Annotated in this window: 20 protein-coding genes; 10 read left to right on the forward strand and 10 right to left on the reverse strand. The window is 70.6% G+C overall.

What is annotated here, in order from left to right:
• Window positions 1-25: 25 nt before the first annotated feature.
• The 8 genes from FM051_RS41700 to FM051_RS41735 all read right to left on the reverse strand — a co-directional run bounded on the left by FM051_RS41700 (window position 26) and on the right by FM051_RS41735 (window position 10,179).
• On the reverse strand, window positions 26-1,639 hold the full coding sequence (locus FM051_RS41700) for a thiamine pyrophosphate-binding protein (RefSeq protein WP_158852626.1): 1,614 nt from the start codon (window positions 1,637-1,639) through the stop codon (window positions 26-28).
• Window positions 1,640-1,715: 76 nt separating this feature from the next.
• On the reverse strand, window positions 1,716-2,543 hold the full coding sequence (locus FM051_RS41705; protein WP_158852627.1) for a type 1 glutamine amidotransferase domain-containing protein: 828 nt from the start codon (window positions 2,541-2,543) through the stop codon (window positions 1,716-1,718).
• Between the two features lie 27 nt (window positions 2,544-2,570).
• On the reverse strand, window positions 2,571-3,005 hold the full coding sequence (locus FM051_RS41710; RefSeq protein WP_202919303.1) for a nuclear transport factor 2 family protein: 435 nt from the start codon (window positions 3,003-3,005) through the stop codon (window positions 2,571-2,573).
• A gap of 857 nt (window positions 3,006-3,862) precedes the next feature.
• Window positions 3,863-4,696 (reverse strand): helix-turn-helix transcriptional regulator, encoded by an 834-nt coding sequence (locus FM051_RS41715; RefSeq protein WP_158852629.1) that lies wholly within the window; start codon window positions 4,694-4,696, stop codon window positions 3,863-3,865.
• Window positions 4,697-5,421: 725 nt separating this feature from the next.
• Window positions 5,422-6,204, reverse strand: a complete 783-nt coding sequence (locus tag FM051_RS41720; protein WP_158852630.1) for a helix-turn-helix transcriptional regulator — start codon at window positions 6,202-6,204, stop codon at window positions 5,422-5,424.
• Window positions 6,205-6,434: 230 nt separating this feature from the next.
• The gene (locus tag FM051_RS41725; RefSeq protein ID WP_202919304.1) at window positions 6,435-7,538 is read right to left on the reverse strand and encodes an acyltransferase family protein; all 1,104 of its coding nucleotides are present in this window, start codon (window positions 7,536-7,538) and stop codon (window positions 6,435-6,437) included.
• A gap of 159 nt (window positions 7,539-7,697) precedes the next feature.
• The gene (locus tag FM051_RS41730; protein ID WP_158852632.1) at window positions 7,698-8,576 is read right to left on the reverse strand and encodes a TIGR03619 family F420-dependent LLM class oxidoreductase; all 879 of its coding nucleotides are present in this window, start codon (window positions 8,574-8,576) and stop codon (window positions 7,698-7,700) included.
• A gap of 127 nt (window positions 8,577-8,703) precedes the next feature.
• Window positions 8,704-10,179, reverse strand: a complete 1,476-nt coding sequence (locus FM051_RS41735) for an MFS transporter (protein WP_158852633.1) — start codon at window positions 10,177-10,179, stop codon at window positions 8,704-8,706.
• Between the two features lie 728 nt (window positions 10,180-10,907).
• Between FM051_RS41735 and FM051_RS41740 the strand changes: the two genes are divergently transcribed.
• Window positions 10,908-12,407, forward strand: coding sequence for an MFS transporter (locus tag FM051_RS41740; protein WP_158852634.1), 1,500 nt, complete (start codon window positions 10,908-10,910; stop codon window positions 12,405-12,407).
• A gap of 121 nt (window positions 12,408-12,528) precedes the next feature.
• Here the strand turns inward: FM051_RS41740 and FM051_RS41745 are convergent, their stop codons facing one another.
• Window positions 12,529-13,356: a helix-turn-helix transcriptional regulator gene (locus FM051_RS41745; protein WP_158852635.1), complete on the reverse strand. Its 828-nt coding sequence runs from the start codon at window positions 13,354-13,356 to the stop codon at window positions 12,529-12,531.
• 106 nt (window positions 13,357-13,462) lie between these two features.
• Between FM051_RS41745 and FM051_RS41750 the strand changes: the two genes are divergently transcribed.
• From FM051_RS41750 to glgB, 9 genes are all read left to right on the forward strand, one after another.
• Window positions 13,463-14,041 (forward strand): LLM class flavin-dependent oxidoreductase, encoded by a 579-nt coding sequence (locus tag FM051_RS41750; RefSeq protein ID WP_158852636.1) that lies wholly within the window; start codon window positions 13,463-13,465, stop codon window positions 14,039-14,041.
• Window positions 14,042-14,137: 96 nt separating this feature from the next.
• Window positions 14,138-14,569, forward strand: coding sequence for an ester cyclase (locus FM051_RS41755; RefSeq protein WP_158852637.1), 432 nt, complete (start codon window positions 14,138-14,140; stop codon window positions 14,567-14,569).
• Complete coding sequence (locus FM051_RS41760) at window positions 14,566-14,883, forward strand: putative quinol monooxygenase (protein ID WP_158852638.1); 318 nt, start codon at window positions 14,566-14,568, stop codon at window positions 14,881-14,883. The genes FM051_RS41755 and FM051_RS41760 overlap by 4 nt, the downstream gene beginning before the upstream one ends.
• 48 nt (window positions 14,884-14,931) lie before the next feature.
• Window positions 14,932-15,735: an SDR family NAD(P)-dependent oxidoreductase gene (locus FM051_RS41765; RefSeq protein WP_158852639.1), complete on the forward strand. Its 804-nt coding sequence runs from the start codon at window positions 14,932-14,934 to the stop codon at window positions 15,733-15,735.
• A gap of 45 nt (window positions 15,736-15,780) precedes the next feature.
• On the forward strand, window positions 15,781-16,194 hold the full coding sequence (locus FM051_RS41770; protein ID WP_202919305.1) for a VOC family protein: 414 nt from the start codon (window positions 15,781-15,783) through the stop codon (window positions 16,192-16,194).
• 182 nt (window positions 16,195-16,376) lie between these two features.
• On the forward strand, window positions 16,377-18,344 hold the full coding sequence (locus FM051_RS41775) for a maltotransferase domain-containing protein (protein ID WP_158852640.1): 1,968 nt from the start codon (window positions 16,377-16,379) through the stop codon (window positions 18,342-18,344).
• Window positions 18,344-20,068 (forward strand): maltose alpha-D-glucosyltransferase, encoded by a 1,725-nt coding sequence (gene treS, locus FM051_RS41780; protein ID WP_158852641.1) that lies wholly within the window; start codon window positions 18,344-18,346, stop codon window positions 20,066-20,068. The genes FM051_RS41775 and treS overlap by 1 nt, the downstream gene beginning before the upstream one ends.
• On the forward strand, window positions 20,065-21,375 hold the full coding sequence (locus FM051_RS52460) for a maltokinase N-terminal cap-like domain-containing protein (RefSeq protein WP_158852642.1): 1,311 nt from the start codon (window positions 20,065-20,067) through the stop codon (window positions 21,373-21,375). The genes treS and FM051_RS52460 overlap by 4 nt, the downstream gene beginning before the upstream one ends.
• Window positions 21,372-23,180 carry a 1,4-alpha-glucan branching protein GlgB gene (glgB, locus tag FM051_RS41790; RefSeq protein ID WP_238413026.1) on the forward strand — a complete coding sequence of 603 codons (1,809 nt, stop codon included), beginning with the start codon at window positions 21,372-21,374 and terminating at the stop codon, window positions 23,178-23,180. The genes FM051_RS52460 and glgB overlap by 4 nt, the downstream gene beginning before the upstream one ends.
• Before the next feature lie 57 nt (window positions 23,181-23,237).
• On the opposite strand, the gene FM051_RS41795 is transcribed toward glgB, so the two are convergent.
• Window positions 23,238-24,683, reverse strand: coding sequence for an MFS transporter (locus FM051_RS41795; RefSeq protein WP_158852643.1), 1,446 nt, complete (start codon window positions 24,681-24,683; stop codon window positions 23,238-23,240).
• Window positions 24,684-24,998: the final 315 nt, after the last annotated feature.

Genomic DNA, 24,998 nt, shown 5'->3' on the forward strand with positions numbered 1-24,998 from the left:
CTTCCCCCTTCGGTCCCGCGCCCGCTCACTCGATCACCAGGTCGATCAGGAACGGCCCGTTGTGGCTGAGCATCTCGGCCACCGCGCCGTCCACCTCGCGCAGCCGGCTCACCCGGCGGCCGGGCACGCCCAGCGACGCGGCGAGCTGGGTGAAGCCGATGGCGGGGTTGGTCAGGTCGAACGCGTCGGGCCGCTCGTGCGGCTCGATGCCCTGCTCCCGCCAGTACTGGTCGATGTTGTTGTCCAGCAACCGGTAGCGGCCGTTGTTGCAGATGACGAACTTGGCGTCGATGCCGTACCGCGCGGCGGTCCACAGCGCCTGGATGGTGTACATGCTGCCGCCGTCGCCGGTGAACGCGACGACCGGCTGGTCCGGCCGCGCCAGCTTCGCGCCGAGCGCGCCGGGGATGCCGATGCCCAGCGACCCGCCGCGGGTCTGGAAGAACCGGCCCGGCTCCCGCGCCGGCAGGTGCCGGCCCAGGGGCTCACCCGCGGTGAGCGCCTCGTCGAACAGGATGAGGTCGTTGGGCACGTGCTGCGCGAGCCGTTCGGTGAACAGCTCCAGCACGCTCGGCGGACCCGAGGGGGCGACGCGGCTCGTCCGCGCGGCCGGGCGCGCGGGCTCGGCGACCGCACCGCCCTGGTGGCCCAGCTCCACGGCCAGGGCCGCGAGGGTGAGCTTCGGGTCGGCGACGACACCGATGTCCACGGGGTGGTTCTTGGCGATCTCGTAGCTGTCGAGGTCGATGTGGACGATCTTGGCGTCCTCGGAGAACGGGTTGTTCAACGCCGGGAACACCTCGGGGAACACGTACGTGCCCACGATCAGCACGCGGTCCGCGTCCCCGACGATGCGGGCGCTGTCCGTGCCGAACATGTGGCCCAGGTTCCCCGCGTACGACGGGTCGGCCGCGTCGAGGTTGACCTCCGAGGAGTTCACCCCGTACACCCGCGCGCCCAGCAGCTGCGCCACGGTGGCCAGCTCGCGCTGGGCTCCGCTGATCGCGACGCCGTCACCCATCAGCACCAGCGGGCGCCGGCCGCCGGACAGCACCGACGCCATCTGCGCCACCAGGGCGGGCTCCGGCAGCACCCGCGTGGACGGCACCACGGTCGGCAGCGCCGGCTCCTCGGTGACCGCGTCGAGCACGTCGGCGGGCAGCGCCACGAACACCGGCCCTCGCGGCGCCGTCATGGCGATCTTCACCGCCCGGCGCAGCACCCGCAGCACCGAGTCCGGGTCGGTGACCCGCGTGGCGTACTTCGTCACCGGTTCGGCCATGGCCACCAGGTCCACGGCCATCTGCGCGTCCATCGCGTCGTAGCGCACACCGGCGTCGCCGGCGATCACGACCAGCGGCGAACCGCCCCGCTTCGCCTGGTACAGCATGCCGACGGCGTTGCCGAGGCCCACACCCGTGTGCAGCTGCACCAGGCCCGGCTGCTGCGAGGCGCGGGCGTACCCGTCGGCCATCGCCACGGCCACGCTCTCGTGCAGTGCCAGCACGTAGGCCATTTCGGTCTGCCCCATCGCGTCGAGCAAGCCCTGCTCGACGGTGCCCGGGTTGCCGAACATGTACTTGATACCGTCGGCCGCGAACTGCTCGAAGATCGCGACCCGTCCCGGTCGTTTGCTCATCTGCTTCGTTCCACCTTCCCCAGTGTGGTGGCGGACGCGGCGCGGACCGGCGCCGCGTCCGCCCGTGGTGCCTGCCCTACCAGCCGTAGCGGCGCAGGCCGTTCTCCAGCGTCTGCACCAGCAGCTCGCCGGACAGCGCGGAGTCCGGAGTGGACCGCGCGGTGACGAACGGGTAGTCCACGATCACCGACAGCTCCTTGCCGACGTTGCCGTGGAAGCCGCCGAAGGCGCCGGTCGCGTCGCGGAGGATGTACTCCAGCGGGAACGGGGGCGGGCCCATGTTGAAGTCGACGCCGAGGAAGCCGGTGCCGTCCTTGTAGTCGTACTCCTTCGGGTGACCCGTGACGTGCTTGCCGTAGATGATGCTCTGGCGGGACTCCCAGTCGCGGGCGAAGGCCAGCACCGTGACGCCGTAGCACTCCGCGAGGATCGGCTTGTCCGCGGCGTGGAAGCCGAGGGTGACCTCGTGCAGGCGTTCGTTGTTGGCCATGTCGACCAGCGGGCCGGAGCCGCCGACGAGCACGAGCGCGTCGTAGGCCGCGACGAGGTCGTCCACCGCGGGCTGCAGGTTGCGGTGGTAGGCCTCCAGCTCGCGCAGGAAGTTGATCGAGCTGTAGTACGGCCGCTCGGGGATGAGGTCGGCCAGGCTGAGCGGGTTGTCCAGCCGGTCGGACTCGTCGAGGGCGCGGACGGCGCGGGCCATCTCCGGCGTGGTCACCGCGCGGCCCAGCGGCGGGTCGATGTAGTCGGCGTCCATGCTCGGCGGCAGCGCGTGGGCGCGCTTGCCGGTGGGGGTGACGAAGGTGACCTGGTAGCCGCGGGCGTCGAACGCCTCCAGCGGACCGACCAGCTCCTCCCCCCAGTAGCCGTACTCGGACAGCACCACGAGAACTCGTCGGGTCACTTCTCTACTCCCTGGTTGTGAGGGTTTTCAGAGCTCGGCGGAGCCGGGCATCGGGTGCAGGGCGTCGACGACGTAGGAGCGGATGCGCAGGCGCCCCGCGTCGTCCCGCACGACCTGCCACGTCTGGTCGGCGTCGAAGCCCAGCCACTGGCTGGTCGGCGCCGGCGGGTTCCAGATGCGTGCCTGCCAATTCACGCGCACCTTCACGTCGGCCACGTCGCCGCGAATGGACGACTTCACCTCGGTGACTTCGTGCACCTCGTCGAAAAAGCGGTTGACGACCGTCCGGTACCACCCCAGGAATTCTTCGACGGAAGTGAGCTTGCCTTCCGGGAAGGTCATCTCGGGATTGGTGTCGACGAGATATCCGAGAACCTCTTCCTCGGTGGCGTGCTCGTCCAGTGCGCGGTACCAATCGCCGACGAATTGGCTGATCAGATCATTGTCGAGGGTGCCTGCCACTGTTTCTCCCCTGTGTCGCCGCGGTTGTGAGCAGTCCGTGATGGCCGTCACCCGCTGTGACATCTTTGGTTTCGTTATTGACGACATGAGTCAATCCGTGTCAGTGGGTCCAGGCAAGGCAGCCGGTGCAACTGGGTCGACTTGACGAAATTGCGGGAAACGCTCCGAAGGCGTGCCGGTTAACCGGCATGTTTCATACAGGGGTAAGACGCTGGTGAAGGGGCACGTGGCCGGCGGGCCGGCGGCGGGCACCGAATTCCTGGTAGTGCAGCTACTAGTAACGACTCTGCTCTGGCTACCTGGGTGGCGGGCCGCGACAGTGGGTGGATCGGCACAGCACCCCACAGCTCCGAGGAGCCGTCCTGGTCCCACACAGCCGACCCGGCGGCCACCGAGCCCACACCCGCGGGCCTCGGTGGCGAGGGCGTCGAGACGACCGTCGCAACGCCCGGCGAGTCCGCACCGAACCGCGCGCGCCCCAATCCGGCGCTCGTGCCGGCGCTGTTGTGCCCGGCCGAGTTCGTGATCGCCCTGGGCTTTTCCATCACCGACGTGGCGCTGCCGGTGATTCAGGCCGAGTTGGAATTCACGGCGACCGGCCTGCAGCGGATTATCGGCGCGTACGCGATCGCCTTCGGCGGTTTCCTGATGTTCGGCGGCCGGGTGTCGGACCTGTACCGGGTGTCGGACCTGTACGGGCGGCGCCGGCGGTTCATCACCGGCCTGGCCGCCTTCGCGGTCGTGGCGCTGGAGGACGCCGACCCGGGCTCGCTTCGTCCCCCTGGTCGGCCCGGGTGCCGGGTGGTGGGCGCCTCGACCCCCGAGGGGCGCCCACCACCGTGTTCACCGAGCGGGCTTCACCGGTCCAGGCGGTCGAGCAGGTTCGCCAGGCGCGCCGAGTCGATGGACGTCACCGGCGTCTGGAGCACCACGGTCAACGTCGGGTGCTCGACCAGCCGCAGGTGCAGCAGGTCCAGGTCGATGCGGCCCACCAGCGGGTGGTCGAGCTTGTTGACCTCGACGTTGAACTCCGCGACCGGGTAGGAGTCCCAGCGCGAGCCGAAGTCCGGGCTCACCGCCCGCAGCCGGTCGGCGATCTCGGCGTACCGGCGGTCGTTGCCGTCGCGGCCGGCGGCTGCCCGGAACTGGCCGAGCACGCTGCGCGCCGCGGACTCCCAGTCCACCAGCAGCTCGCGCACCGCGGTGTCGGTGAAGATCAGCCACAGCAGGTTGCGCTCGGCGGGCTCGACCTTCGCCGGGTCCAGCCACAGCGTCGCCTGCGCCGCGTTCCACGCCAGGATGTCCAGCCGCTGGTCGAACACGTACGCGGGGTTGGGCATCAGGTTGTCCAGCACCCGCTGCACCAGCGGGGGCAGCTTGTCGCCGGGCGAGCGCTGCGCGGCCGGGCGCAGGCCGGCCAGCTCGAAGATGTGGCTGCGGTCGTCGTCCTCCAGCCGCAGTGCCGTGGCCAGCGCCTCGATGACCTGCCGGGACGACGGGATGTCGCGGCCCTGCTCCAGCCACGTGTACCAGGTCAGGCCCACGCCGGACAGCTGCGCGACCTCCTCGCGCCGCAGCCCCGGGGTCCGGCGCCGTCCGCCGCCCGCGGCCAGGCCGACGTCCTGTGGCTTGAGCCGTTCCCGCCGGGCACGCAGGAACGCGCCGAGTTCTCGTTTGCGGTGATCTGTCATCCGGGTTTCTCCGCAGGTCTGGCCGAGCGTTGCGCAACCGCGTCATCGTATTCGGGTCTCGCGCGGGGATGACCTGCGACGAGGAGCGGCGGCGGGGTGTGGGGAAGCACCACCGGGGCAAGCGGGCCGTCCGGGCTCGTGGCCGCCGGCGGTGACCTGGCCTCGCCCGTCGCGGTCCGGGGCAACCCTCTCACACCAGGAGCAGGTCGTGATCTTGTTCCGCACCCGTCCTGCCGGACCCGCCCGGCCTGTCCAGCCCGTTCGAGGCGACGCCGGAGCTGGTCGACCCGATCGTCCACCTGTCCTGCCGCTGCGGAATCCCGTCGTGCCGGCCAAGCAGCCGGCCTCGCCGGCGCCACGCGCCCGCCGCGCTGCGCGGTGATCCACTCGCACGGCCGGTAAGGCTTCGGACTCCCGCCGCAGACGCTCGACTCGATGAAGGAGGGCACGCGGCAGGCCGCGCAGGCGCACGAGCGCCCGCGACCTCAGGCAGCCGACCCTCGCCGTCACCCCGCCGCGCGGGAGCCTGCCGCTGAGGGGCGAGGAGTGGAACGTCCATCTCGTCAGGACGCTCAACGACGTGGTGGACCAGCGCCGCTACGACGGACGTGGACGCGCTGTTCGTGCCCGGCGGTCGTCCTGAGGTGCGGAACTCCTTGGCGGCCACTGCGTTGTACTGCCCGGATAAGTCCCATGTGGACGGTCTACCGCGGCGGCAGCGCCTCCTACGAGCCGTGCAGGCACACGACCACGGATATGTCCTCGCGCCCCACCACTTGCAACGCCAGGCGCCGCACCGTCCGGAGGCCCCAGGTGGGGTGGAAGACGCGCTTCTCCGAGGGCGCTTCCGCGCGCACCTCGTGCCGCGACCACCACGCGCCGATCGCGGGGTCGGCGTCGATCGCCTCGGCCAGCAGCGCCTGGTAGCGCGTGTCCTGGGGGTGCCGCGTGGCCATGGCGCGGAACTGCCCCAGCAGCGACCTGGCCTCCTCGGCCCAGTCGACCAGCCACTGCTTGGCCGCGGGCGCCGTCATGACCCACAGGAACAGGTTGCGGGCCGGCGCCTGCCGGAACCCGGGGAACCAGTCGGCAGCGGAGGCGTTGAACGCCTGGAGGTCCCAGTACCGGTCGACCACGTACGCGGGCGAGGGCTCCAGCTCGTCGACCAGCTGCCGGAACGCGGGGTCCAGCTCGCCCGGCGTCGCGGGGACCGCGACGGTCCCGGCGAAGCCGCCCAGGAGCAGCAGGTGGGCCGTCTCCACGGCGCTGAGCTGCAGGGCCCGCGCCAGCGACTCCAGCACCGCGTGGGACGCCTGGACGTTGCGGCCCTGCTCCAGGCGCGTGTACCAGGTGGAGCTCACGCCCGCGAGGGCCGCGACCTCCTCCCGGCGCAGGCCGGGGGTGCGCCTGCGGCCGTGCACGGGCAGGCCCGCCCGCTCGGGTTCCAGCCGACACCGGCAGGCCCGGAGGAACTCGGCCAGCTCGTGCCGGTGAGCGTTTTCAGCCACACGTCCCACCTTATAACGGCGAATACGGAGTGTGGGCGGCCCGAGGCGGGGAGTGACAGTACCACTATCGTCACTGCTAGTAATAACCACCACTGGTTGGTGACGGCCGCCGAGAGGAAGGTGGAAGCATGAAGCGTGGCGGGTGCGGAGGTAAGAGCGCCCTCGCACGCCGCCGGAAGGCTCGTGCGGTGTTCGGGCCGAGTGCGAATCGGCCCGAACACCGCACGGGTTCACACGCCGGTGCCCGCTGGGGTCACCTGCGCCTGGGGCTCGGCCCGCGTGCGCCGCGGCGAGGCCCAGTTCTTCATGACCGGCTGCTCCACGAACTTGAACAGCAGCCAGGACAACAGGATCGTGACACCGAACAGCAGTGCCAGCACACCGATGGCGGCCGGTGTGCTCCAGCTGCCACCACCCAGGAGCTGGTTGCCGTAGTACAGAGTGATGCGGTGCCACAGGTACAGCGCGAAGGAGATGTCACCCAGCCAGACCATGGTCCGGCTGCGGAACGGTGACCACCGTCCTTCGACGTCGGCCGCCGCCACCGCTGCGATCAGCAGCGCCAGCGGCACGACCGTGGTCGCGACGAGCTGGAACTCCCACGGGAGCACGTGCGGGAGCACGTAGCCGACGACCACCAGGCCCATCGCGGGCAGGATGCCCAGGTTGATCCACTTCTTCTTCAGCACGATCTGCGCGAGCAGCATGCCCAGGACGAAGTCCAGGACTCGCATGGGCGGCAGCACGTAGATGAACCAGAACTGCCACTCCGAGATGGGCGCGAAGAACGGCTTCGGCTCGCTCGGCAGCAGGTGCGCCGCGAACGGGACGAGCCAGACCACCGCCATGATGCCGATGGCGAACGCCCACAGCCGACTCGCCGGGATCCGGCGCACGAGCCTGATCCAGAACGGGAACGACAGGTAGAACAACGCCTCCACCGACAGCGACCACGCGACCGGGTTGATGCTGACCTCGGTCGCCAGTGACGGCGACCAGGACTGCAGCAGGAACAGGTTGAGGATCGCGTCGCCGAGGTCCACCGCCACACCGGTGGCCAGCAGCAGCGCCAGCGCGATGACGTAGGTCACCAGGTGGTTGGGGTAGACCTTGAGGAAGCGCCGCCGCCAGAAGCGGGTGGTGGTGTCGGTCGGCCTCGCCGACCAGGTGAGCACGAAGCCGCTCAGGATGAAGAAGAAACCGACACCGGTCCAGCCGCCCTGGCTGAAGATGCCCATGAAGACACCCTGCGCCGACGGGTCGGCGAAGAGGTTCTCGTAGGCGGCGTGGAAGAAGAAGACCATGCCGGCCGCGACGAATCGCAGACCGGTCAACGACGGGAGTCTGGACAACCTGGGGGAAAGCGGCTGTTGTATCTCAGCCGGTGTCGCGGTGAGTGACATCGCGAAAATACCTCCGATTCCGGTCCGGGCCACGGGGGCCACGTCGAGCAGGAACACCACAGTGCGGAAAACACACCAACCGCCTCGCGATCAGTGGGCCAGGATGCGCGCGGGCGCATGCGTGCGGACGTAATCGATCAGACCGGCGAGGTCCAACCCGAGCTGCGGGAAGGTCACCACCCGGTGCACGCCGGCGGCGGCGTAGGCGCGCAGCGCGGAGTCGCTGACCGGACCGCGCGGCGGGGTGACGGTGATCTCCAGCGGCCCGAGGTGCTCCGGCCGCCCGTGGCGGGCGCCCAGCTCCTCGATCTGCCGCACCAGCTCGGCGGCGGCCTGCGGGGTGCAGCCGAACCCGTACCAGCCTTGGCACTGGGTCGCGGCCAGCTTCAGCGCGGGCACCGTGTGGCCGCCGGCGACCACGGGGACGGACTGCTGCACGGGCCGGGGGTGGGCGTCGACGTTGTGGAAGTCGACGTACTTGCCGTGGAACTCCGGCTTGGCGTCGTGCCACAGCGTGCGCATGGCGGCCAGGTGCTCGCGGCCGCGGGCGCCCCGCGTGGCGAAGTCGATGCCGAACATGCGGGCCTGGTGCTCGATGTAGCCCATGCCGATGCCGACGGTGAGCCGCCCACCGGACAGGTGATCCAGCGAGGCCAGCGCCTTGGCCAGCACGATCGGGTTGCGCAGCGGCAGGATCAGGATGCCCGTGGCCAGCCGGATGCGGCTGGTGATGCCGGCCAGGTAGGTCAGCGCGATCACCGGGTCCACCAGCTGGAGCTGGGCGCTGAACGGGCTGTGCGGGCCGGGCGGATCGGGCAGGAACGGGTGTTCGCCCATCCACAGCGACTCGTAGCCCAGCTCTTCGGCCAGCGTGGCGACCTCGGCGAGGGGGCCGGGCGGGACCGAGGCGCCCTCGTTGAGCGAGAACAGGCCGATGCTGGGGTACTCGACGGGCGGTTGGACGATCATGGTGGTGCCTTCCTGGTTCGGTGGTGCCCGGAGCCTGCGCCGGGGTTTCGGGGGGACCGGCCCGGTGAGGACCGCCAGTGGCGATTCCCACCGGGCCGGCTTCTCGAGGGGTGCCCGGTCGGGCGGGTCAGTCGGCGACGGCCGTGGCCGCCGGAGCGGCCTCGGCGGTCGCCTTGGACCGGTTCGCCACCATCACGAACAGGCCGGCCGCGACGGCCAGCAGGCCGCACAGCAGCAACGAGAACCGGTAACCCGACAGCAGCGCCTCCGGGGTCGCGTTGGCGACCGCGACACCCTCGGGCAGGACGCCCGCGGTCTTGGCCACGGCGATCGCGGCGAACACCGCGACACCCAGTGCCGAGCCCATCTGCTGCGAGGTGTTGAACAGACCGCCCGCCAGACCCTGCCGGTCGTCGGGCACGCCCGCGGTCGCCGAGATGATGATCATGACGACGGCCGTGATGTTGCCGAAGCCGATCAGCGCGGTGCTCACCAGCACCACCACCAGGCCCGTCCCGCCCGACGGCAGCGTGGCCATCACCAGCGAGCCGACCGCCTGGCACACGACGCCGAGCACCATCGCCGCCTTCGGACCGATCTTGCCCGCGACCTTGCCGACCGTGAAGCCCGCCAGCATCGCCGTGAGGCCCAGCACCGAGAAGGTCAGGCCCGTGCGCAGCGGCGTGTACTGCTCGATGACCTGCAGGTAGAGCGTGAGCACGTAGGTCGAGCCGACGAACGCGCCGATCAGCGCCAGGTTGGTCACGTTCGCGATCACCAGCGCGCGCAGCTTGAAGATGCTCAGCGGCACCAGCGGGTGCGCGGCGCGCTTCTCGATCAGCACGAACGCCACCAGCAGCACGGCGGCCAGGACGAACGCGCCCAGCGTCGTGCCGCTCAGCCAGCCGTCGGTGTTGGCCACCGACAGCGCGTAGACCAGGCTGATCAGCGCGATGGTCACCGTGACCGCGCCCGGCATGTCCAGCTTGGTGCGCTGGGTGGCGGTGGCCGACTTGGCGATGAGGGCGACCGCGGCGATGCCGGTGACCAGGCCGATGGGCACGTTGATGAAGAAGACCCACCGCCAGTTCAGCAGGTCGGTCAGCACACCGCCGGCGATCACGCCGCACACGAAGCCGATCGAGAGCACCGCGCCCCACACGCCCAGCGCGCGGTTGCGCTCCGGGCCCTCGGGGAACGAGGTGGTCAGCAGCGCCAGGGCGGCGGGCGCGACGAGTGCGGCCGCCAGGCCCTGGGCGCCGCGCAGGACGACCAACTGAATCGCGTCCTGCGCGAAGCCCGCCAGCAGCGAGGCGATGCCGAACACCAGCAGGCCGATGATGAACGTCTTGCGCTGGCCGTAGAGGTCGGCGATCCGGCCGCCCAGCAGCAGGCAGCCGCCGAAGGTCAGCGCGTAGGCGCTGACCACCCACTGGAGGTCGGCGACCGAGAAGCCGAGGTCGGCCTGGATCGTCGGCAGGGCGACGTTGGTGATGGAGAAGTCGAGGACGATCATGAACTGGGCGGCGCAGAGCAGCAGGAGGACGAGCCCGCCACGCCTGCTGCCGGAGGCACCTTCGGCCGACGCGCGCTGCGGCGACACCTCCGCCGGCTCCCCCGTCCGTGGTTCAGCTTTATTGGACAACGTCATGCTCCCTTGATTAGCACCAGATTGCGCGTCAACTATCGACAAGCGCGGTGGAGCCAGCCAGAGCAGCAGATTTCCCAGTAGTCCAGTTACCAGGATATTGGTCACCGAGAGCGATCAATCGTGCGCGGTAAATAGTTACCGCACCTACACTTAACGTATCCGTCGCCTTTTCGGAACACCCCGGGGCGGAGATCACGCCCGTTTCCGAGCATTGATCACCTCCGGATCCTCCGTCCCGACCCGGGACGAACCCGGCGACGGGGGGCGGCAGACCTCCCAACGTGAGCCCGTCGGCTCCGGTTCCCGTGCCGGCCCCCGAGCACGTCGGTGCGCTGCAGGGTGTCGAAGCCCAAGGGGGCAGCGTGATCAAGGGGGATGGGAACTGATCCGGTGTGCGGTGGGACTGTGCGGTGGGACGGCCGGCAGGACCTCGCCTCGATCCGCGCGAGACCGGCCGCGTGCGAAGGGGGTTGTTCCGGGGCCGGGTACCGGTTCGTTTTAGGAATCGACGCCACTGCGCTGGTGGTGAGCCCGGGACGCCTCGCGCGAGGCATCGGCGAACCGTTGCCCGGTAGTCCCACTACTGGGAACGACCCTTGTCTGGCTACCCGGTTGCGGAGTCGGGAGAGTGGGCGCAGCGGCGTAATGCCGGCGATATCGAGGAGCCGACTTTGTCTCACATGGCCGATCAGACGGCTGCAGGACCAGTACCTACGGGCGCCACCGGGGCGGACGCAGCGACCACGACCGGCACGACCGGCACGACCGGGTCAGGCGCGTCGGGCAGGCGTCCGAACGCCGGGCTGGTTCTGCTGTTGTTGTGCCTGGCCGAGTTCATGATCGCCCTGGACTTCTCCATCACCAACGTGGCGCTGCCGGTCATCCAGACCGAGCTGCAGTTCACCACCTCAGGCCTGCAATGGGTCATCAGCGCGTACGCCATCACCTTCGGTGGTTTCCTGATGCTCGGCGGCCGGATCTCCGACCTCTACGGCCGGCGCCGCCTGTTCATCATCGGCCTGGTCGCGTTCGCGCTGGTCTCCCTGGTCGCGGGCCTGGCGCAGGACGACGTGCAGCTGGTGCTGCTGCGCGGCGCGCAGGGCCTGGCGGCGGCCGTCGTGGCGCCGGCGGCGCTGTCGCTGCTGACCACGTCGTTCCCCGAGGGCCCCGAGCGCAACCGCGCGCTGGGCGTCTACGGCGCGGTGCTGTCGTTCGGCTTCGTGTCGGGCGTGGTCCTGGGCGGCATCCTCACCGACTTGCTGGACTGGCGGTGGGTGTTCTTCGTCAACGTGCCCATCGGCCTTGGCGCGGCGCTGCTGACGCCGAAGCTGATCCGCGAGAGCCACGGCCAGGAGAGCAGCCGCAAGCTCGACGTGCCGGGCGCGGTCACCATCACCGGCTCGGTGATCAGCATGGTGTACGCGCTGTCCACGATCACGCAGGGCGGCCTCGGCTGGCTCCTCATGCTCGTGGTGTCGATCGTGCTGTTCGCGGCGTTCCTGGCGATCGAGCAGCGCAGCCCGCACCCGCTGATCCCGCTCAAGGTCGTCGCGCAGCGCGTGCTGCTGACCGCGAACCTGATCAACGTGCTGCTGATCGGCTCGTTCGTGGGCATCGCCTACATCCTCACCCTGTACCTGCAGGGCGTCGAGGGCTTCACGCCGCTGCAGACCGGCCTCACGTTCGCCGTGCTGGGCGCGACCGCGGTCATGGCCGGCATGGCGGCGGCGAAGGTGTCCGGGAAGCTGGGCAGCACCGTCACGCTCGTCGGCGGCCTGCTGATGCAGGCGGTCGGCACCGTGTTCCTGGCGATCCTGCCCGCCACCGGCGCGATCTGGTGGATCCTCCTGGGCATGGCGATCATCGGTTTCGGCCACGTCTCCGCGGTCGTCATCGTCAGCATCTCCGCCACGTCCGGTGTGCCGGACCACCAGCAGGGCCTCGCGGGCGGCCTGCTGAACACCTCGCAGCAGCTGGGCGCGGCCCTCGGCGCGGCGGCGTTCGCCGCGATCGCCGTCGGCGTCACCGGCGGGCTGCTCAGCGAGGGCACGCCGCTGGAGCAGGCCGACCCGGCCTCCCTGGTGGCGGGCTTCCGCTACGCCCTGATCGTGGCGGTGATCGTGTCCGTGGTCGCCTCCGTCATCGGCGTGACGTTGACCCGCAAGCGCGCTGCCGCGTGATCCTCCCCTGATCGTGCCGATTACCCCCCGAGTCGGCCCGGACGGGTGGTGGGTGCCCAATCCCCCGGGCACCCACCACCTCGCGTCCGCCCGACCGGGGAGCCGTCGTGCGGGGGCGGCATCAGCGGCCCCGGTCGAGCAGGGCCGCGATGCGGGCCGAGTCGACCGGGTTCACGGGTGTCTGCAGGACGACGGTGAGCGTGGGGTGCTCGACCAGCCGCAGGTGCAGCAGGTCGAGGTCGATGCGGCCGACCTCCGGGTGGTCGAGCTTGTTGACCTCGACGTTGAACTCCGCGACGGGGTAGGAGTCCCAGCGCTTGCCGAACTCCGGGCTCACCTCGCGCAGCCGGTTGGCGATCTCGGCGTACCGGTGGTCGGCGATGTTGCGCCCGGCGGCTGCCCGGAACTGCCCCAGGACGCTCACCGCCGAGGATTCCCAGTCCACCAGCAGGGACCGGACGAGCGGGTCGGTGAAGATCAGCCACAGCAGGTTGCGCTCGGCGGGCTCGACCTTCGCCGGGTCGAGCCACAGCGTGGCCTGCGCCGTGTTCCAGGCCAGGATGTCCAGCCGCTGGTCGAACACGTACGCGGGGTTGGGCATCAGGTTGTCCAGGACCCGCTGCACGAGCGCAGGCAGTTCGCCGTCGGGGGAGCGCGGCTCGGCCGCGCGCAGCCCGGCCAGCTCGAAGATGTGGTCGCGGTCGTCGTCCTCCAGCCGCAGTGCCGTGGCCAGCGCCTCGATGACCTGCCGGGACGACGGGATGTCGCGGCCCTGCTCCAGCCACGTGTACCAGGTCAGGCCCACGCCGGACAGCTGCGCGACCTCCTCCCGGCGCAGTCCCGGGGTGCGCCGCCGGCCGTTCGCGGCCAAGCCGACGTCCTGCGGCTTGAGCCGTTCCCGCCGGGCACGCAGGAACGCGCCCAGCTCTCGTTTGCGGTGATCTGTCATCGGCGGTTCTCCGCGGTCGGGCCGAGCTGGAAAATCCGGGTCATGGTATTGGGCGCGGTGGGTCCGCACGGCCTCGTTGCGCTACTTGTCACCACAGGAGATCGTCGTGACGTTGTTCCGCGCCGTCGAAGCGCCGCCGGCGGTGGCGCTGTTCGCGTTGGACACGGCGCCCACCGCCGGCCCCGCCGAACTCGCCGAGATCGCGCGGTTGGCCGAGGACCTGGGCTGCGAATCGCTGTGGGTGGGCGAACATCCGGCGCTGCCCGACCCGCGTGGCACCTCCGGCCCGTTCCCGCCGACCCCGGAACCGGTCGACCCGATCGTCCACCTCTCCTGTCCCGCCGGTGTGGCGAGTCGCATCAAACCGGGCACCGGGGTTGTGATCCTGCCCCTACGTGATCCCGTAGTACCGGCCGAGCGGCCGGTGTCGCTGGACGTGCTCCGGTGGCCGGCTGATGTCCGGGTACGGCGTCGGCTACATCGAGCCCACGTTCCGCGTGGTCGGCGTGCCGTTCCGGCGCGGGCTCGCGCGAGCGCTGCGAGTACGAGGTCGGTGTGGAGCGCCTGGTGCTGTTCCCGCCCGACGGCCTCGACCTGGCCGGCCCGGCCGACCGCGCGCACGCGCACGCGCCCGGGAAGCTCGGCGCCACGTCGTTCCCGGATCGGGGATTCCCATCGCGTCTGAGCGCAGTTGCCACAGTGGATCCGGGCTGATTGTCCGGCCCCGGTCCACTCGGCAGGGTGGGTGGTGCACAGTCCACTCGGCACCGGAGGAAACCCAGTGACCACAACCGATCCGCTGCGGATCGAGGAGCAGAACGTCCTCGTCATCCGCACCCTCAACGACGTCGTCAACGAGCGCCGCTACGACGACATGGACGAGCTGTTCGCGCCCGGCTTCGTCGACAACAACCCGGCGTGGAGCGTCCGCGACGTCGCCGAGCTGAAGAAGCTGCTCGCCGAGGCGCACGAGGCGATGGCCTTCACCTCGCACCACGACCTGATCTACCCGGCCGGCGACGACAAGGTCGTCATCCACATCACCTTCACCGGGCGGTCCGTGAAGGACTTCCTCGGCCGGCCCGCCACCGGCGAGCCCATCACGTGGACCAGCATCGAGGTCTACCGGTTCGAGCACGGCAAGATCGCCGAGCGCTGGGTCCAGGCCGACACCGCGGGACTGCTGCGCCAGCTCGGGGTGCCGCTGCCGTGACCACGTCCGTGAAGGGAATCACCATGCCCACGTTCCTGCTGCACATCACCGTCAAGCCCGAGTACCAGAGCGAGGCCGTCGAGACGCTGGCCGAGATCCAGCGGCTGTCCCTGGTGGACGAGGGCTGCGTGGACTTCATCTGGCTGCGCCACGAGGAGGACGGGAACAAGTTCACCCTCTTCGAGCGCTGGGAGAGCCAGCAGAACCTCGACGACCACCTCGCCAAGATCATCCCCGTGTGGGAGAAGTTCGCGCACTGCCTGGAGGGCGACCCCGTCTCGCAGAGCGTCCGGGCGGTCACCGAGCTGGCCTGACCGGGCGTCGCGGCGACTGGTCGTCGTCGGAACAAAAGGAGAAAACCGTTGAAGGACCGCACTTTCCTGGTCACCGGCGCCACGGACGGCCTCGGCCTGGACATGGCCCGCAGACTCGCCGCGACCGGAGCCACCGTGCTCATCCACGGTCGTGACGAGCAACGCCTCGCGGACGCGGCGCGCGACGTGGGCGGGGACGTGCGGACCTACCTGGCGGACTTCGCCGACCTCGACCAGGTCCGCGACCTCGCCGGCCGCCTCGCCGACGACGGCGTGCGGCTGGACGTGCTGATCAACAACGCCGGGATGGGTGCGGGCCGCCGCGACGACCGGCGCCTGGAAGGCAAAGCGGGCCACGAACTCAGGTTCACCGTGAACCACCTCGCCCCGTTCCTCCTCACCAGGCTGCTGCTCCCGCTGCTGTCACCCGCCGCACGGATCGTCACCGTCGCGTCGGCCGGGCAGTCCCCGATCGACTTCGACGACGTGATGCTGCACCGGGGCTACGAGCCGCTGCGCGCCTATCGGCAGAGCAAACTGGCCCAGATCGCGACCTGTTTCGAGCTGGCCGAGCGGCTCGACCCGGTGCAGGCCACCGTGAACAGCCTCCACCCGGCGTCGTTGATGGGCACCAAGATGGTCTACGAGACCTTCGGCTACACCATGAGCACAGTGGCGGAGGGCTCCGAGGCGACGTTGCGCCTCGCGCTCTCCGACGACCTCGCCGGGATCACCGGGCGCTACTACGACGGCGTCCGCGAAGCCCGCGCCCACGTGCAGTGCTACGACCCGTCCGCGCGGCGGCGGCTGTGGCGGCTCAGCAGCGAGCTGGTGGGCCTGCCCGCGGACTGACGTGACGGACGGGTCGCCGACTGCCATCACCGAAAGGCGATCCCCATGAAGTGGTCACATGTCGCGCTCAACTGCCGCGACCTGGCAGCGACCGAGGATTTCTACACGCGCTGGTTCGGCTTCAAGCGCGCCCGCTTCTTCGACCTGGGGGAGACGTCCATCGTCTTCCTGAAATCGGGGGAGGCGTACTTGGAGCTGTTCGGGGGCGCCGCGGTCGACGCGGCCGGCGCCCCCACGCTCGTCGAGCGCGACGGCCCGGACAACGTCGGCACGGTGCGCCACCTGGCGTTCCAGGTCGACGACGTGGACGCCCTGCTCGGCCAGATGGGCGACGCCGCGCAGGTCAACCTGGGTCCGATCGATTTCGACGGCTTCATCCCGGGTTGGCGCAGCGTGTGGCTGACCGACCCGGACGGCGTCGTCGTCGAGGTGAGCCAAGGCTACCGCGACGAACTCTAGGAAACACCCGCACGCGACCCGGCGCCGACATTGTCGAACGCCGGGTCGCGTGCTTTCCGGGCTACTACGTCGAATTTTCCGAGTGGTTCCGGAATTGTGGTTCACGAGGTTGTTCCAGGTCATTCTCGAAACGAGTGGGCGTTTGTTCGGAGCCCACATCGGAAGTCCGAGAGGTGGACCTGATGAAGAATGACGCGACGGTGGGGAGACTGGTCGTCGACGACGTCACCCCAGCGGTGTCGTCGGGGGCCAGGCCGGCCAAGGCCGTGGTCGGGCAGCACGTTCCGGTGCGGGCCGCGGTGTGGCGCGAGGGCCACGACGCGGTCGCCGCGACGGTGTCGTGGAGCGGCCCGGACGGCGCCCGGCTGAGCACCCGGATGCGCCTGGACGACGCCGGGGCGGACCTCTGGTCCGCGGTGATCGTGCCGGATGCGGTGGGCGAGTGGGAATTCCGCGTCGACGCGTGGTCGGACCCGTGGTCGACGTGGCTGCACGCGATCCGCGCCAAGACCGGCGCCGGGCAGGGCGCGGCGGAACTGGCCAACGACCTGGAGATCGGCGCACGCCTGCTGGAGCGCGCGGCCCTGGACGAGGAGGCGGACGGCGTGCTGCTGCGCGGCGCCGCGGTCCGGCTGCGCTCGGGCGCGCTGCCGTTGGCCGACCGGCTGGCCGCCGCACTGGACGAGGCCGTGCTCGCCGAGATGCACGAGCACCCGGTGCGGGACCTGGTCACCGAAGGCGTGCCGCACCGGTTGTGGGTGGACCGGCCGAAGGCCGCGTTCGGCTCCTGGTACGAGTTCTTCCCCCGCTCCACGGGCGGCGTGGACAGCCTCGGGCGGCCGGTGCACGGCACGTTCCGCACCGCGGCCGAGGAACTGGACCGGGTGGCCACGATGGGCTTCGACGTGGTGTACCTGCCCCCGATCCACCCCATCGGCGAGGTCAACCGCAAGGGCAAGGACAACACGCTCGTCGCGCTGGAGGGCGACGTCGGCTCGCCGTGGGCGGTCGGCTCCGTCCACGGTGGACACGACGCGATCCACCCGGAGCTGGGCACGTTCGAGGACTTCGACGCGTTCGTGGCCAAGGCGGCGAGCCTGGGCATCGAGGTGGCGCTGGACCTGGCGCTGCAGTGCGCGCCCGACCACCCGTGGGTGGAGCAGCACCCCGACTGGTTCACCCGCCTGCCCGACGGCAGCGTGGCGTTCGCGGAGAACCCGCCCAAGAAGTACCAGGACATCTACCCGCTGAACTTCGACGACGACCCCAAGGGCCTGTACGCGGAGATCCTGCGGGTGGTGAACCTGTGGGTCGACCACGGGGTGCGCATCTTCCGGGTCGACAACCCGCACACCAAGCCGCCGGACTTCTGGGCGTGGCTGATCGAAGAGGTGCACCGGGACCGGCCGGACGTGCTGTTCCTCGCCGAGGCGTTCACCCGGCCCGCGCGCCTGTACGGCCTGGCCCGCCTGGGCTTCACCCAGTCCTACACGTACTTCACGTGGCGCACGGACAAGGCGGAGCTGGAGGACTTCGGCCAGGAGTTGGCCGCCCACGCCCACGAGGCCCGGCCGAACCTGTTCGTGAACACGCCCGACATCCTGCCGCGGCACCTGCGGGAGGGCGGCCCGGCGGTGTTCGCCATCCGCGCCGCCCTGGCCGCGCTCCTGTCGCCCACGTGGGGCGTGTACTCAGGTTTCGAGCTGTACGAGAACGAGGCCGTCGCGCCCGGCAGCGAGGAGTACCGGCACTCCGAGAAGTACGAGCTGCGCCCGCGCGACTACGCCGGCGCGCGGGCCGCGGGTGCCTCCCTGGAGCCGTGGCTGGCGCTGCTCAACCGCGTCCGCCGCGCGCACCCGGCGCTGTGGTCGCTGGACGGCCTGGCGTTCCACCACGTCGACAACCCCGCGCTGCTGGCGTTCTCCAAGCGCGACCCCGCGACCGGCGACACCGTGCTGGCCGTGGTGACCCTCGACCCCGACCACCCGCAGGAGGGCACGTTGACCCCCGACCTCGCCGCGCTCGGCGGGCAACCCGCGTTCACCGCGCACGACGAGGTGACCGGCCAGATGTGGCAGTGGGGCCCGAGCAACTACGTGCGGCTCGACCCGACCCACGCGGTGGCGCACATCGTGGCGGTGAAGGCCTGATGCCGCGCCGTCTGCTGCCCAGCGGTGAGTCGCCCCGCGTCGCCACGCCCATCGGCGTGGAGCCGGAGTGGTACAAGTCCGCGATCTTCTACGAGGTGCTGGTCCGCGCGTTCCACGACTCCGACGGCAACGGCTCGGGCGACCTGCGCGGGCTGGCCGAGCACCTGGACTACCTCGCCTGGCTCGGCGTGGACTGCCTGTGGCTGCCGCCGTTCTACGACTCGCCGCTGCGCGACGGCGGGTACGACATCCGCGACTTCCGGGCGTTGCTGGCGGAGTTCGGCACGATCGAGGACTTCGTGCACCTCCTCGACGAGGCGCACAAGCGCGGTATCCGGGTGATCACGGACCTGGTGCTCAACCACACCTCGGACTCGCACCACTGGTTCCAGGAGTCGCGCCGCGACCCCGACGGGCAGTACGGCGACTTCTACGTGTGGAGCGACGACGATTCGAAGTACGCCGACGCCCGCATCATCTTCGTCGACACCGAGACGTCGAACTGGACCTACGACCCGGTGCGCGGCCAGTTCTACTGGCACCGGTTCTTCAGCCACCAGCCCGACCTGAACTACGACAACCCGGCCGTGCAGGAGGCGATGCTGGACGTCCTGCGGTTCTGGCTCGACCTGGGCATCGACGGCTTCCGGCTGGACGCGGTGCCCTACCTGTTCGAGCGCGAGGGCACCAACTGCGAGAACCTGCCGGAGACGCACGACTTCCTGCGGCTGTGCCGCAAGGTCGTGGACGACGAGTACCCGGGCCGCGTGCTGCTGGCGGAGGCGAACCAGTGGCCCGCGGACGTCGTGCACTACTTCGGCGACCCGGTGGTCGGCGGCGACGAGTGCCACATGGCGTTCCACTTCCCCCTGATGCCGAGGCTCTTCATGGCCGTGCGGCAGGAGTCGCGGGTGCCGATCTCGGAGGTCCTGGCGGCGACGCCGGAGATCCCGTCCGGCGCGCAGTGGAGCATCTTCCTGCGCAACCACGACGAGCTGACGCTGGAGATGGTCACGGACGAGGAACGTGACTACATGTACTCCGAGTACGCCCAGGACCCCCGGATGAAGGCCAACATCGGCATCCGGCGGCGCCTGGCGCCGCTGCTGGAGAACGACCGCAACCAGTTGGAGCTGTTCACCGCGATGCTGCTGTCGCTGCCCGGCTCCCCGGTGCTGTACTACGGCGACGAGATCGGCATGGGCGACAACATCTGGCTCGGCGACCGCGACGGCGTGCGCACGCCGATGCAGTGGACGCCCGACCGCAACGGCGGGTTCAGCTCCGGCGATCCCGGCCGGCTGTACCTGCCGGTGATCTCCGACCCGGTCTACGGCTACCAGAGCCTCAACGTGGAAGCCCAGATCGACAGCCCCGGGTCGCTGCTGCGCTGGACCAAGCGGATGATCGACGTGCGCCGCCGGCACCGCGCGTTCGGCCTCGGCGGGTTCCGCGAGCTGCCCTCCGGCAACGCCGCCGTCATGACCTACCTGCGCGAGCACGTCTCCGAGGACGGCCGCCAGGACATCGTGCTGTGCGTGAACAACCTGTCCCGCCACCCGCAGGCGGTGGAGCTCGACCTGCGTGAGTTCCAGGGGCACGAGCTGACCGAGCTGACCGGCGGCGTGGAGTTCCCGGTCGTCGGCGTGGTGCCGTACCAGATCACGTTGCCCGGTCACGGTTTCTACTGGTTCGCCGTCCACATGGAGGTGCCTTCGCGATGACCACTGCCATTACCGGGTTGACCGGCCTGGCCGAGTGGCTGCCGCGGCAGCGGTGGTTCCCCGCCGACGACGCGGGGGTGGTGACCGTCGAGCGCGTGGAGCCGTTCGCCGACGGCCCGGTGCGCGGGGTGATCGCCGTCGTGGACACCGCCCACGGCCGCTTCCACGTGCCGGTGGGCATCCGCGCCGACCTGCCCGCGGGACTGGCGGACGCCGTGATCGGGTCCGCGGGCGGCGAGGTGCACTACGACGCGCTCGCCGACCCGGAGTTGGTGACCCGCCTGTACGAACTGGTGGCACGCGCCGGGACGGCGGGCGCGGTGGTGTTCCGGCCCGAGCCCGGCGTGGACCTGCCCGAGCCGCCGGGGGACGTGCGCCCGATGGGGGTGGAGCAGTCCAACACCTCGCTCGTGGTCGGCGGGCACAGCGTGCTCAAGCTGTTCCGGCGCGTGTGGACGGGGGAGAACCCCGACCTCACGCTGCACCGGGTGCTGCGCGACAGCCTGTACGTGCCGCGGCTGCTGGGCTCCATCACCCTGGACGGCACGGACACCCTGGGCCTCGTGGAGTCCTTTGTGGACAACGGTGTCGAGGGCTGGGAGGCCGCGCGCGCCGACATGGGGCACACCCTCACCGGCACGCCCCGTGAGCTGGACGTGGTCGGCGAGCTGGGCCGCCTCGGCGTCGCCGTCGCGGCCGTGCACGCCGACCTGGGCCGTTCGCTCGGCTCCGCGCCCGCGGACCACTCGGCGCTCGCCGACCGGTTCCTGACCCGCCTGGCCGAGACGCTGGAGGTCGCGCCCACCCTGAGGCCCTACGCGGTGGCGCTGCGCGTGGCGCTGGGCGACCGCGTCCGCGCCGCCGAGGCCGGAGAGGTGCAGCGCATCCACGGCGACCTGCACCTGGGGCAGGTGCTGCGCAGCAACGGCCGCTGGCTGCTGCTGGACTTCGAGGGCGAACCCTCCGCACCGCCCGCCGAGCGGGCCCGTCCGGACTCGCCGCTGCGCGACGTGGCGGGGATGCTGCGGTCGCTGGACTACGTGGCCGGGCACCACCGCCTGACCGCGACCAACTGGTCCGTGGAGGACGAGCGGCGCAGCCGGCACTGGGTGCGCGACACGCAGCGTTCGTTCCTCGCCGGGTACGCCAGCGAGTCGGGCGTCGACCTGCGGGCCGCGTCCACGCTGCTGCGCGCCTACCAGCTGGACAAGGCGCTGTACGAGGTGCGGTACGAGGCGGCGAACCGGCCCGGCTGGCTGCCGGTGCCGGTGCGGGCCGTGCGCGAGCTGATCGGCGGGGCGTCGTGACCGCCGTCGTCACGCCGGGGCTCACCGACCTGGACCGCCACCTGATCGCCGAGGGACGGCACGAGCGGCTGTGGGAGGTGCTGGGGGCGCACCTCGTCGACGACGGGGTGCGCTTCACCCTCTGGGCGCCCGGGGCGCGTGCGGTGCGGGTGAGCGGCGACTGGGGCGACGAGGTCGACCTGGCGTGCGACCCGCTGATCCCCGTGTGGCAGACCGTGGTGCCGCGGGCGCGCGCCGGGCACCGCTACCGGTTCCGCATCCTGTGCGAGGACGACGTGTGGCGGGACAAGTCCGACCCGCTGGCCTTCCGCACCACGCCACCGCCGGTCGTGGAGTCGGTGGTGGAGTCGGTCGTGGCCGAGTCGCGGCACGTGTGGACCGACGGCTCGTGGCGGCACCGCCCGGACCGGATCAGCGTCTACGAGGTGCACCTGGGCTCGTGGCGCGCGGGCCTCGGCTACCGGGAGGCGGCCGAACGGCTCGCCGACCACGTGGTGGAACTGGGCTTCACGCACGTGGAGCTGCTGCCGCTGGCCGAGCACCCCTACGGCGGCTCCTGGGGCTACCAGGTGACGTCGTACTACGCGCCGACCGCCCGCTACGGCAGTCCGGACGACCTGCGGCACCTCGTGGACGTCCTGCACCGCCGGGGCATCGGCGTGATCCTGGACTGGGTGCCCGCGCACTTCCCCAAGGACGACTGGGCGCTGGGGCGCTTCACCGGCGTCCCGGTGTACGAGCACCCCGACCCGCGCCGGGGCGAGCACCCGGACTGGGGCACCTACGTGTTCGACCACGGGCGGCCCGAGGTGCGGAACTTCCTGGTGGCCAACGCGCTGTACTGGCTCGAAGAGTTCCACGTGGACGGTCTGCGGGTGGACGCGGTGGCGTCGATGCTCTACCGCGACTACTCGCGCGGGCCGGGCGAGTGGGAGCCCAACGAGCGCGGCGGCAACGAGAACCTGGAGGCGGTGGCGTTCCTGCGCGAGCTGACCGCGACCGTTGGCCGGCTGCACCCGAACGCCCTGCTGATCGCCGAGGAGTCCACCACGTGGCCGGGCGTCACGGCGCCGTCCGGCCCGGCCCCGTCCGGCCTGGGTTTCGACCGCAAGTGGAACCTCGGTTGGATGCACGACACCTTGGGGTACTTCCGCGACGGCGACTACGAGCGGTTGAAGCTGCCCGTGGACTACGCGTGGAGCGAGCGCTACCTGCTGCCCCTGTCGCACGACGAGGTCGTGCACGGCAAGGGGTCGCTGATCGCCAAGACCGGTGGCGCGGCGGGCCTGCGGGTGCTGCTCGCGCACATGTGGGCCCACCCCGGCGGCCAGGTGCTGTTCATGGGCGGGGAACTGGGCCAGCCGCACGAGTGGGCCGACCACCGCGAACTGGCGTGGGACCTGCTGGACGACCCCGTGCACGCGGGCCTGTCGCGGCTGGTCGCCGCGGTGAACCGGGTGCAGGCCGCGCACCCCGCGCTGTACCGGGCGGACGATCGACCGGACGGCTTCGAGTGGCTGGTGAACGACGACCCCGACCGCGCCGTGCTGGCCTACGCGCGGCGTGCACCCGGTGTCGCCGACGTGGTGTGCGTGGCGAACTTCGGTGAACGGCCGCGGCCGGGCTTCCGGCTGCCGCTGCCGTCGACCGGGGTGTGGAAGGTGTTGCTGCACACCGAGAGCGATGAGTTCGGCGGTGCCGGTGCACCCGTGCCGGAGGCCGTCGTGGCCGTGCCGGAGAACGGGCGCGCGGCGGCGGAGTTGGGCCTGCCGGCCCGATCGGCGGTCTGGCTCTCCCGCGCGTGAGCACGCGAAAAGGCTCGTAGGACCCGACCGTCCTACGAGCCTTTTCGCGTGCCCGGATCAGTTCACCCGGCGACGGTCGGCGAGGGCGGCGAACAGACCCGCCGCGACGGCCAGCAGACCGCACAGCAGCAGCGAGAACCGGTAGCCCGACAGGAGGGCCGCCGCGGGGGCGTCGGCCACGGACGCGCCCGCCGGCAGTTGACCGGCGGTCCTGCTCACCGCGATGGCGGCGAACAGCGCGACGCCGAGCGCGGAACCGAGCTGCTGGGAGGTGTTGAACAGACCGCCCGCGAGACCCTGCCGGTCGTCGGGCACGCCTGCCGTCGCCGAGATGATGATCATCACGACGGCGGTGATGTTGCCGAACCCGACCAGGGCCGTGCCGACGAGCACCACGGCCAGTCCCGCCGCGCCGGAGGGCAGCGCGGCCATCGCCAGCGACCCGACCGCCTGCGCGGCGACGCCGAGCACCATCGTGGCCCGTGAGCCGATCTTCGCCGAGATCTTCCCGGCGACGAACCCGGCGAGCATCGCCGTGAGGCCGAGCACGGAGAATGTCAGACCGGTGCGCAGCGGCGTGTACTGCTCGATGACCTGCAGGTACAGCGTGACGATGTAGGTGGAGCCGACGAACGCCCCGATCAGCGCCAGGTTCGTCACGTTGGCCACGACCAGCGCCCGCAGCCTGAAGATGCTCAGCGGCACCAGCGGGTGCGGCGCCTTGTTCTCGATCAGCACGAACGCCACCAGCAGCACCGCCGACAGCGCGAACGCGGTCAGCGTCGTCGCGCCGAGCCAGCCGTCGGTGTTGGCCACCGACAGCGCGTAGACGAGGCTGATCAGCGCCGCGGTGACGGTGACCGCGCCGGGCATGTCGAGCTTGGTGCGGTTGGCGGGCCGGGCCACCTCGGCGATGAACACGACCGCGGCGACGCCGGTGATGACACCGATGGGCACGTTGATGAAGAACACCCACCGCCAGTTCAGCAGGTCGGTCAGCACACCGCCGGCGATGACACCGCAGACGAAACCCAGTGACAGCACCGCGCCCCACACCCCGAGCGCCCGGTTGCGCGCCGGGCCCTCGGGGAACGAAGTCGTCAACAGCGCCAGGGCGGCCGGTGCGACGAACGCGGCGGCCAGGCCCTGCACACCGCGCAACACGACCAGTTGCACGGCGTCCTGCGCGAACCCGGCGAACAACGACGCGATGCCGAACACCAGCAGGCCGATGATGAACAGCCGCCGCTGGCCGTGCAGGTCGGCGACCCGACCGCCCAGGAGCAGGCACCCGCCGAAGGTCAGCGCGTACGCGCTGACCACCCACTGCAGGTCGTTGACCGAGAAACCGAGATCGGTCTGGATCGTCGGCAGGGCGACGTTCGTGATGGAGAAGTCGAGGACGATCATGAACTGCGCGGCGCACAGCAACAGCAGGACCAGCCCGCTGCGCGCACTCCCGGTGACCGGCTGACCGGCCCGTGTTTCGGCTGTACTGGACAACGTCGAACTCCCTCGGACGTATTGGAGAGTGGATTCGAGGTCCACTCTCCTCAACGGCGGGGAAACGATCCAGAGCCACGGCTGTTCCAAAAGGAAAATGCAAACGGCTCTTTGGAGTTAACGTATTCGGATTGTTTCGGGAATGTCGGTTCCGGTGGGTGCGAGCTTTTGCATGCGCCAGGCGTGCACTAGCCCGGATCTTTCGTGTGGGTGGCGGCCCGGCTTGAGGCTGGGACCGGTGGCTGTTGCGGGTCCTCCTTCCGGTGTTCGGCATGGTCGAGGTGGCCCGTTGTCGGCCGGGGTGCCGCCGGGTTC

The organism is Saccharothrix deserti (assembly GCF_009769385.1).
GTDB lineage: Bacteria > Actinomycetota > Actinomycetes > Mycobacteriales > Pseudonocardiaceae > Actinosynnema > Actinosynnema deserti.